The following is a 9042-nucleotide window of genomic DNA, read 5'->3' as shown; positions in this document are numbered from 1 at the left end:
CTGGTCTCCCCTCCCGCCCCCCCCCCCCCCCCCCGCGCGGGGGGGGGGGGGGGCCCCCCCGGGGGGGGGGCGGGGGGGGGGGGGGGCCCCCCCCGCCCCCCGCCCCGACCGCCGGCTGCGCGACGGCCGCACCCGGGAGGCTCAGAAGTCCTCCTCCAGGTCGACCGTGCCCTCCACGGCCACCTGGTACGCCGACGGGCGGCGCTCGAAGAAGTTGGTCAGCTCCTGAACGCCCTGCAACTCCATGAAGGAGAAGGGGTTCTCCGAGCCGTACACCGGGGCGAAGCCGAGCCGCGTGAGCCGCTGGTCGGCGACGCACTCCAGGTACTGCCGCATCGAGTCGGTGTTCATGCCGGGAAGGCCGTCACCGCACAGGTCGCGCGCGAACTGCAGCTCGGCCTCGACGGCCTCCCGGAGCATGTCCGTGACCTGCTGCCGGAGCCGGTCGTCGAAGAGGTCCGGCTCCTCCTTGCGGACGGTGTCGACGACGTCGAAGGCGAAGCTCATGTGCATGGTCTCGTCGCGGAACACCCAGTTGGTGCCCGTGGCGAGGCCGTGCAGGAGACCCCGGCTGCGGAACCAGTAGACGTACGCGAAGGCGCCGTAGAAGAACAGGCCCTCGATGCACGCGGCGAAGCAGATGAGGTTGAGCAGGAAGCGGCGGCGGTCGGCCCGGGACTCCAGGCGGTCCAGCTTCTCGACCGAGTCCATCCACGTGAAGCAGAATTCGGCCTTCTCCCGGATGGAGGGGATGTTCTCCACGGCCGCGAAGGCCGCCGCCCGGTCGTCCGGGTCGGGCAGGTAGGTGTCGAGCAGCGTCAGGTAGAACTGGACGTGCACGGCCTCCTCGAAGAGCTGACGGCTCAGGTACAGCCGCGCCTCGGGGGAGTTGATGTGCTTGTACAGCGTCAGCACCAGGTTGTTCGCGACGATCGAGTCGCCCGTCGCGAAGAAGGCCACCAGACGGCCGATCAGGTGCTGCTCGGCCGGCGTCAGCCTGGCGAGGTCGGCGACGTCCGAGTGGAGGTCGACCTCCTCGACGGTCCAGGTGTTCTTGATGGCGTCCCGGTAGCGCTCGTAGAAGTCGGGGTAGCGCATCGGGCGCAGGGTCAGCTCGAAGCCCGGGTCGAGAAGGTTCTGGGAACGGGTGGACATCACTGGCAGGCCTCGCAGGACTCGGGGTTCTCAAGGGAGCAGGCGACGGCGTCGTCGGAGCCCGTCTGCCGGTCGGGGGCGGTGGTCCGGGCCCGGGCGGCGCGGGCGATGCGGGTCGCCGGGCGCGAGCGCAGGTAGTACGTCGTCTTCAGGCCCGACTTCCAGGCGTACGCGTACATCGAGGAGAGCTTGCCGATGGTCGGCGTCTCCAGGAACAGGTTCAGCGACTGCGCCTGGTCCAGGTAGGGGGTGCGGGCGGCGGCCATGTCGATCAGGGCGCGCTGCGGGATCTCCCAGGCGGTGCGGTAGAGCTGCCGTACGTCCTCGGGGATCCAGGCGAAGTCCCGCACCGAGCCGTTCGCGTCGCGCAGCGCCTCACGGGTGCGCGCGTCCCACACGCCCAGCTTCTTCAGGTCGTCCACCAGGTACGGGTTGACCTGGAGGAACTCACCGGACAGCGTCTCGCGCTTGAACAGGTTGGACACCTGCGGCTCGATGCACTCGTACACACCGGCGATCGAGGCGATGGTGGCGGTCGGCGCGATGGCCAGGAGCAGCGAGTTGCGCAGGCCCGTCGCGGCGATGCGCTCGCGCAGCGCGGCCCAGCGCTCGGGCCAGGCGAACTCGACGCCGTAGTGGTCCGGGTGCAGCACGCCGCGGGCGGTGCGGGTCCTGTCCCAGGCCGGCAGCGGCCCGTTGCGCTCGGCGAGGCCGGCGGAGGCCTCGTACGCGGCGAGCATGATCCGCTCGGCGATGCGCGTCGAGAGCGTGCGGGCCCGCGGGGAGTCGAAGGGCAGCCGCAGCTTGAAGAAGACGTCCTGCAGGCCCATCGCGCCCAGGCCCACCGGACGCCACTTGGCGTTCGACCGGCCCGCCTGCTCGGTCGGGTAGAAGTTGATGTCGACGACCCGGTCCAGGAAGGTGACGGCCGTGCGGACCGTGGCGTCCAGCCGCTCCCAGTCGACGTCCCCGGCCTCCGTGTCGACGAACGCGCCGAGGTTCACCGACCCCAGGTTGCAGACCGCCGTCTCGCCGTCGTTCGTGACCTCCAGGATCTCCGTGCAGAGGTTGGAGGAGTGGATGACCTGGCCCGGCTCGGCCGTCTGGTTGGCGGTGCGGTTGGCGGCGTCCTTGAAGGTCATCCAGCCGTTGCCGGTCTGCGCGAGGGTGCGCATCATCCGGCCGTACAGGTCGCGGGCCGCGATGGTCTTCCTCGCGAGGCCCGCCGCCTCCGCCCCGCGGTACGCGGCGTCGAACTCCTCGCCCCACAGGTCGACCAGCTCGGGCACGTCCGAGGGGGAGAACAGCGACCACTGCTCGTCGGCGTTCACCCGGCGCATGAACTCGTCCGGGACCCAGTGCGCCAGGTTCAGGTTGTGCGTACGGCGGGCGTCCTCACCCGTGTTGTCGCGCAGCTCCAGGAACTCCTCGATGTCCGAGTGCCAGGTCTCCAGGTAGACCGCGGCCGCGCCCTTGCGCCGCCCGCCCTGGTTCACGGCGGCGACGGAGGCGTCGAGGGTCTTCAGGAACGGCACGATGCCGTTGGAGAGTCCGTTGGTGCCGCGGATGAGGGAGCCGCGGGAGCGGATCCGCGAGTACGACAGCCCGATGCCGCCGGCGTGCTTGGAGAGCCGGGCGACCTGGTGGTAGCGGTCGTACAGGGAGTCCAGCTCGTCCTTGGGGGAGTCCAGGAGGTAGCAGGATGACATCTGGGGGTGCCGGGTGCCGGAGTTGAAGAGCGTGGGGGACGAGGGCAGGTAGTCGAGCCGGCTCATCAGCCCGTAGAGCGCGGCCACCTCGTCCACGGAGCGGGGCGTGTCGTCCTCGGCGAGGCCGCTCGCCACCCGCAGCAGGAAGTGCTGGGGCGTCTCGACGATCTTGCGGGTGAGGGGGTGGCGCAGCAGGTAGCGGCTGTGCAGGGTGCGCAGCCCGAAGTAGCCGAAGCGGTCGTCGGCGGCCGGGTCGATCAGCGCGTCCAGGCGGGCCGCGTGCAGCCGTACGAACGCGGCGGTGCGGTCGGCGACGAGGCCCTCGCGGTGGCCGGCGGCCACGGACTCGGTGAACGAGGTGACGCCCTGGGAGGCGGCCTCGGCGGCGATGCCGATCGTCAGCAGCCGGGCGGCCAGCTTCGAGTAGGCGGGGTCCTCGGAGATCAGGCCGGCGGCCGCCTCCGTGGCCAGCTCGCGCAGTTCCGTCTCGTCCGCCCGCGCGGACCGGCCCCGCAGCGCGGCGGCGGCGACCCGGCCGGGGTCGGCGTCGGGGAGGTCGGCGGTCAGCCCGGTCAGGGTCCGCAGCAGCGCGGCTCCGGGACCGTCGTCCCCGGCCGGCGCCGCGGACGGGGTGGCTGAAGCCGGATCGGCTGGCGCGATGGTCACGTGGGGGCTCTCCCTCGCTCGGCGGGGGGCCTGGCGGAGGGCAGGGGGCAGCACACGAGCGCGCACGGCGTCGCGTCCACCGGCCCACTCCACGAGGCCCGGACGTCAGGCACCCGGAACGGACGGACCGGGTGCGCTGCCGGCAGGTCCTCGGACTGGACGGGCGTGCGGAGACACGCGAGTACACCGTTGCGGGACAGTTCCGGATTCGCACCGGATTCCCCTGCGGCGACAGCGAGCATGAGCATACATCTTGTGTCGGGCCGTCGGGCTACCCCCAGATGTTGTGTCGCACCGGCTTCACAGCGTCAATCGGTAGGTGAGGAGCGTGAGGTCGTCCAGGTGCGGGACCGGGTTCCAGTCCCGCTCGGGTGTGCGGACGAAGCCCAGGCGCTCGTAGAGGCGGTGGGCGGCGTGCATGGAGCGCCGGCTCGACAGGACGACGGCGGTGCGGCCCTCCGCCGCGCGGGCACGGTCCACGCACGCGCGCACGAGGGCCTCGCCGACGCCCTGTCCGCGGCTCTCCCGCGCGACGGCCAGGGCGCGGACCTCGGCCTCCCCGGGGCCGGCGATGTCGGCGACGGGGCCGCCGTCGGGGACGAGGGTGACGCCGCCGAGCAGCGCGCCGTCCCGCACCGCCACCAGCACCTCGGCCGCGGCGGCCCGCCCCGCGACGTCCTTCAGCACGGGCAGGTACGGGTCGCCCCCGCCGAAGTCGAGGAGGCCGTCGTCGAGGTAGGCGCGGGCGGTCAGGTCGCCCAGGGCGGCGTACTCGGTGGGTTCCGCTTCCCGGATCCGCAGGTCCATGGCGTCGAGTGTGGACGACGACGGGCCGCCGAATCGACCTGCTTTCGGCGGCCCGTCGCGGGGCGTGCGGCTGAGGGCGCCTCAGGAGGCCCTCAGCCGGCGGTCAGTGGGCGGAGCCCGCGGTCGCCGGAGGCAGCTCCACCTCGACGCCCGGGTCGCCCGCGTCCGCCGTGTAGTCCTCCGGCCTGGTCTCGTCGACGCCCTCGGGGGCCTTCGCCGCCCTCAGGACGAAGGTCAGGACGACCGACACCACCAGGTTCAGGACGAACGCCGTCAGACCGATGTAGCCGATCTCCCCGATGCCGGGGATCTCCTTCGACGAGCCGCCGAAGTGCTTCTGGGTCGGGGAGGCGACGCCGTACGCGGCGACCGTGCCGTAGACCATGCCGACCGCCCAGCCGGCGAGCAGCGCCCAGCGGTGGAACCAGCGGGTGAACAGGCCGCCGACCAGGGCCGGGAAGGTCTGCAGGATCCAGATGCCGCCGAGGAGCTGGAAGTTGATGGCGACCGTCTTGTCCATCGTCAGGACGAAGACCAGCGCGCCCACCTTCACCAGCAGCGAGACCAGCTTGGAGACGCGGGTCTCCTCCTTGGGGGTCGCGTCCGGCTTGATGAAGTCCTTGTAGATGTTGCGCGTGAAGAGGTTCGCGGCCGCGATGGACATGATGGCCGCGGGGACGAGGGCGCCGATGCCGATCGCCGCGAAGGCCACGCCCGCGAACCAGGCCGGGAACATGTCCTCGAACAGCTGCGGGATCGCCAGCTGCCCGTTGGTGACCTTGATCCCGGCCGCGATCGCCATGAAGCCCAGCAGGGCCAGCAGGCCGAGCATGAGGGAGTACAGCGGCAGGATCGTGGTGTTGCGGCGGATCACCTCACGGCTCTTCGAGGACAGCGTGGCCGTGATCGAGTGCGGGTACATGAAGAGCGCCAGCGCGGAGCCCAACGCCAGCGTGGCGTACGTCCACTGGCCCGCCTCGGGCGGCACCAGCGCCCCGCGCGGCTTCTCCGTCGCCGGGTTGACCTGCGCGAACGCGTCACCCGCCTTGGCGAAGATGTCGTCGAACCCGCCCAGCTTGATCGGGATGTAGATGATCGCCACCGCGATGACGATGTAGATCAGCGTGTCCTTCACGAACGCGATCAGCGCGGGGGCGCGCAGGCCCGACGAGTACGTGTACGCGGCCAGCACGCCGAAGGCGATCAGCAGCGGCAGGTCCTTGACGAACCAGTTGGTGTCCTCGCCGCCGCCGACGCCCATCACGTCCAGCACGGCCTGGATGCCGACGAGCTGGAGCGCGATGTACGGCATGGTCGCGAGGATGCCGGTGACGGCCACGGCCAGGGACAGGCCCTTGGAGCCGAAGCGGCCGCGCACGAAGTCCGAGGTCGTCACGTACCCGTGCCGGTGCGAGACCGACCACAGGCGCGGCAGGAACGTGAAGATCAGCGGGTAGACCAGGATCGTGTAGGGCACCGCGAAGAAGCCGGCGGCGCCGGCCGCGTAGATCGCCGCCGGGACCGCCACGAAGGTGTAGGCCGTGTAGAGGTCGCCGCCCAGCAGGAACCAGGTGATCCAGGTGCCGAACGACCGGCCGCCCAGACCCCACTCGTCGAGGCTGTGCTCGTCGTCGGCCTTGCGCCAGCGCGCGGCCAGGAAGCCCATGACCGTGACGGCCAGGAAGAAGAGGACGAAGACGGCGAGCGCGACGCCGTTCACACCGTCGTTCATTCCGACGCACCCCCGTCCGAGACCTTGCGGGCGCGCTGGTCACGCTGCCACAGCTGGTACGCGACCATCGTGAGCGCGGTGGAGATGAGCACCCACGCCATCTGGTACCAGTAGAAGAAGGGGATGCCGATGAACGTCGGGTCCACCTCGGCGTACGAGCCCACCCACAGCATCGCCACGAAGGGCGCGAACAGACAGAGGGCGATGACGACGCGCACGGGCGTCACCACCCGCCCCGTGGACACTTCTGGCGCTTTGGACATCGGCGACTCCGTCCCCTTGCTGATCACCTGTGCAATGCGCACGCAATGTAGGTGACGCATAAAGGGGAGCGGAAGACCTCGTCCGGATATCGGTCCCCGGACGGCGCCCGTTCAGTCCTGGGGACGCTTGAGGCGGGCCACGAACTTGTACCGGTCGCCCCGGTAGACGGACCGCACCCACTCCACCGGCTGGCCCTCCTTGTCCAGGGAGTGCCGGGAGAGCATCAGCATGGGCAGGCCCACGTCGGTGCCGAGCAGGCCCGCCTCGCGCGGGGTGGCCAGGGAGGTCTCGATGGTCTCCTCGGCCTCCGCCAGATGGACGTCGTAGACCTCGGCGAGCGCGGTGTAGAGGGACGTGTACTTCACCAGCGACCTGCGCAGCGCCGGGAAGCGCTTGGCGGAGAGGTGGGTGGTCTCGATCGCCATCGGCTCGCCGTTGGCCATGCGCAGCCGCTCGATGCGCAGCACGCGCCCGCCGGCGGTGATGTCGAGCAGGCCGGCGAGGGTGTCGTCGGCGGTGATGTAGCCGACCTCGAGGAGCTGGGAGGTGGGCTCGAGGCCCTGGGCGCGCATGTCCTCGGTGTAGGAGGTGAGTTGCAGGGCCTGGGAGACCTTCGGCTTGGCGACGAACGTGCCCTTGCCCTGGATGCGCTCCAGCCGGCCCTCGACGACCAGTTCCTGCAGGGCCTGGCGCACGGTCGTGCGCGAGGTGTCGAACTCGGCCGCCAGCGTCCGCTCGGGCGGCACCGGCGTGCCCGGCGCCTGGGTCCGCGTCATGTCGAGCAGGTGCTTCTTCAGGCGGTAGTACTTGGGCACGCGCGCGGTACGGACGGTCGCCCCACCCTCGTTCTCCGCACTGCTGACGTCGGTGCTCATGGCCTGCCTTCCCGGCTCCGGAGCCAAGCGGCCGACCTGCGCGTCGGCCCGCGGCTCACATCGTGGCACGGGTTCCTGGGCGGGGTGACCGGTGCGGGTGACCTCGCTCTTCCGTGATCTCCTCTGTATACCCGCGGGACCCTGCTTGGTCTAGTCCAGCGTGCTTTCGAGGGGCGGTGGTACATCCCGCGCGCGGGGGCCGCATCCGCCCTCAGGAATTGAAAAGTCCCTGCATATCGCGGTCCCGTAACGGACGACTCAACCCCCGTTGCGCACCCTTGACAGCCCTATTGGTCTGAGCCAAGCTCTCCGCACTGGTCTACACCATTGGTCCAGGTCCCGGCCCCACGGACGGTACGCGTTGACGCTCAACCGCGGCGGGGAGGCAGGGGGGTTTGTGGCATCCCTGAGGAGGGTGGCGTGAAGCGCAAGCTGACAGCCGCGATCGGTATCGCGGGCATGATGGTCTCCATCGCGGCGTGCGGGGACAGTGACAACGGGGGCTCGGACAAGGGCGCCGACGCCAAGGAACTGACCGTCTGGCTCACGGTCGACGCGCAGAACAACTGGCCCGACCTGGTGAAGGCCGCCGACGCGGCGGTGCAGAAGGCGCACCCCGGTCTCAAGATCAACCACGAGTACTACGGCTGGCCCGACAAGAACGCCAAGCTCGACGCCGTCCTCGCCACGGACAAGGCCCCCGACGTGGTCGAGATGGGCAACACCGAGATGCTCGGCTACATGGTCAAGGGCGCCTTCGCCCCCCTCGACACCTCGAAGTTCGACAACTCCTCCGCCTGGCTGGACGGTCTCAAGGCCTCGGTGACCTACGAGGACAAGACCTACGGCGTCCCGTACTACGCCGGCGGCCGGGTCGGCAACTGGCGCAAGGACCTCTTCGCCTCCGTCGGGGTGAAGAGCGCCCCGAAGACGTACGCGGAGCTGACCGCCGCCCTGGACAAGGTCCAGAAGAAGGAGGGCGGCAAGTTCAGCTCCTGGTACCAGCCCACCCGCGACTGGTACGCGGCCATGTCCTTCGTCTACGACGCCGGCGGCTCCATCGCGAAGGAGGAGGGCGGCCAGTGGAAGGCCAACCTCTCCTCGCCGGAGTCCCTGAAGGGTCTGAACGAGTACAAGAACGTCGTCGACAAGTACATGCACGGCGACAAGACCAAGGACGAGTCCGACCGGTACATCGTCTACGGCCAGGGCAAGTCCGGCATGATCTTCGGCGCCGCCTGGGAGGGCGCGACCTCCGAGGCCCCCGAGAACGACAAGACCGGCAAGCTCAAGGGCAACCTCGAGAACTTCGTCATGCCCGGCCCGTCCGGCAAGAACCTCCCCGTCTTCCTGGGCGGCTCCGACCTCGCCGTGCCGGTGAAGTCGGACGCGCAGGACCTCGCCGCCGAGTGGATCAACGCGTTCACCGGCCCCTCCGGTCAGAAGGGCCTCATGGCCAAGGGCAACCTGCCCAACAACAAGACCGACCTCGCGACCCTGAAGAACGACCCCAAGACGGTCGTGCCGGCCACCGCGGCCGAGTCCAACTGGTTCGTCCCGATGGCCCCCGGCTGGGGCCAGGTCGAGAAGGCCCAGGTCCTGCAGACCATGCTCCAGGCCATCGGCACCGGCAAGAAGACGGTCGAGGAAGCCGCGAAGGAAGCGGACGCCGCGATCGACAAGGTCATCAACACCAAGTGACCTGACGGCGGCGCCCCGCCCCCGCCCGGCGCCCCCCCCCCGACCCCCCCCCGGCCCCCCGGGGGGCGCCCCGGGGGGGGGCCCCCCCCCCCCCCCCCCCCCCCCCGGGGCCCCCCCCCCGCCCGCCCCCCCC

At 70.6% G+C, this 9042-nt stretch carries 7 protein-coding genes and 1 riboswitch; of the genes, 1 reads left to right on the top strand and 6 read right to left on the bottom strand.

Annotated features, from left to right (window positions below; all coding sequences use genetic code 11):
* Positions 1-141: 141 nt before the first annotated feature.
* The 6 genes from ACH4F6_RS10390 to ACH4F6_RS10365 all read right to left on the bottom strand — a co-directional run bounded on the left by ACH4F6_RS10390 (position 142) and on the right by ACH4F6_RS10365 (position 7208).
* Complete coding sequence (locus ACH4F6_RS10390) at positions 142-1155, bottom strand: ribonucleotide-diphosphate reductase subunit beta (protein ID WP_397959511.1); 1014 nt, start codon at positions 1153-1155, stop codon at positions 142-144.
* Positions 1155-3530 carry a ribonucleoside-diphosphate reductase subunit alpha gene (locus ACH4F6_RS10385; protein WP_397959510.1) on the bottom strand — a complete coding sequence of 792 codons (2376 nt, stop codon included), beginning with the start codon at positions 3528-3530 and terminating at the stop codon, positions 1155-1157. Before ACH4F6_RS10385 ends, ACH4F6_RS10390 begins: the two co-directional genes overlap by 1 nt.
* 123 nt (positions 3531-3653) lie before the next feature.
* A riboswitch (cobalamin riboswitch) is annotated at positions 3654-3813 on the bottom strand.
* 17 nt (positions 3814-3830) lie between these two features.
* Positions 3831-4337, bottom strand: a complete 507-nt coding sequence (locus ACH4F6_RS10380; RefSeq protein WP_397959509.1) for a GNAT family N-acetyltransferase — start codon at positions 4335-4337, stop codon at positions 3831-3833.
* A gap of 103 nt (positions 4338-4440) precedes the next feature.
* Positions 4441-6069 carry a monocarboxylate uptake permease MctP gene (gene mctP / locus ACH4F6_RS10375; protein WP_397959508.1) on the bottom strand — a complete coding sequence of 543 codons (1629 nt, stop codon included), beginning with the start codon at positions 6067-6069 and terminating at the stop codon, positions 4441-4443.
* Entirely contained in the window at positions 6066-6332 is a 267-nt protein-coding gene (locus ACH4F6_RS10370) for a DUF3311 domain-containing protein (RefSeq protein ID WP_397959507.1), read from the bottom strand. Before ACH4F6_RS10370 ends, mctP begins: the two co-directional genes overlap by 4 nt.
* 111 nt (positions 6333-6443) lie before the next feature.
* The gene (locus ACH4F6_RS10365; RefSeq protein WP_397959506.1) at positions 6444-7208 is read right to left on the bottom strand and encodes a GntR family transcriptional regulator; all 765 of its coding nucleotides are present in this window, start codon (positions 7206-7208) and stop codon (positions 6444-6446) included.
* 420 nt (positions 7209-7628) lie between these two features.
* Between ACH4F6_RS10365 and ACH4F6_RS10360 the strand changes: the two genes are divergently transcribed.
* Entirely contained in the window at positions 7629-8909 is a 1281-nt protein-coding gene (locus ACH4F6_RS10360; protein ID WP_397959505.1) for an extracellular solute-binding protein, read from the top strand.
* Positions 8910-9042 lie beyond the last annotated feature (133 nt).

It is taken from the genome of Streptomyces sp. NPDC017936 (genome assembly GCF_044328485.1).
GTDB lineage: Bacteria > Actinomycetota > Actinomycetes > Streptomycetales > Streptomycetaceae > Streptomyces.
The sequence above is the reverse complement of the archived record's forward strand: the minus strand, read 5'-3'. Positions and strand labels throughout refer to the sequence as shown.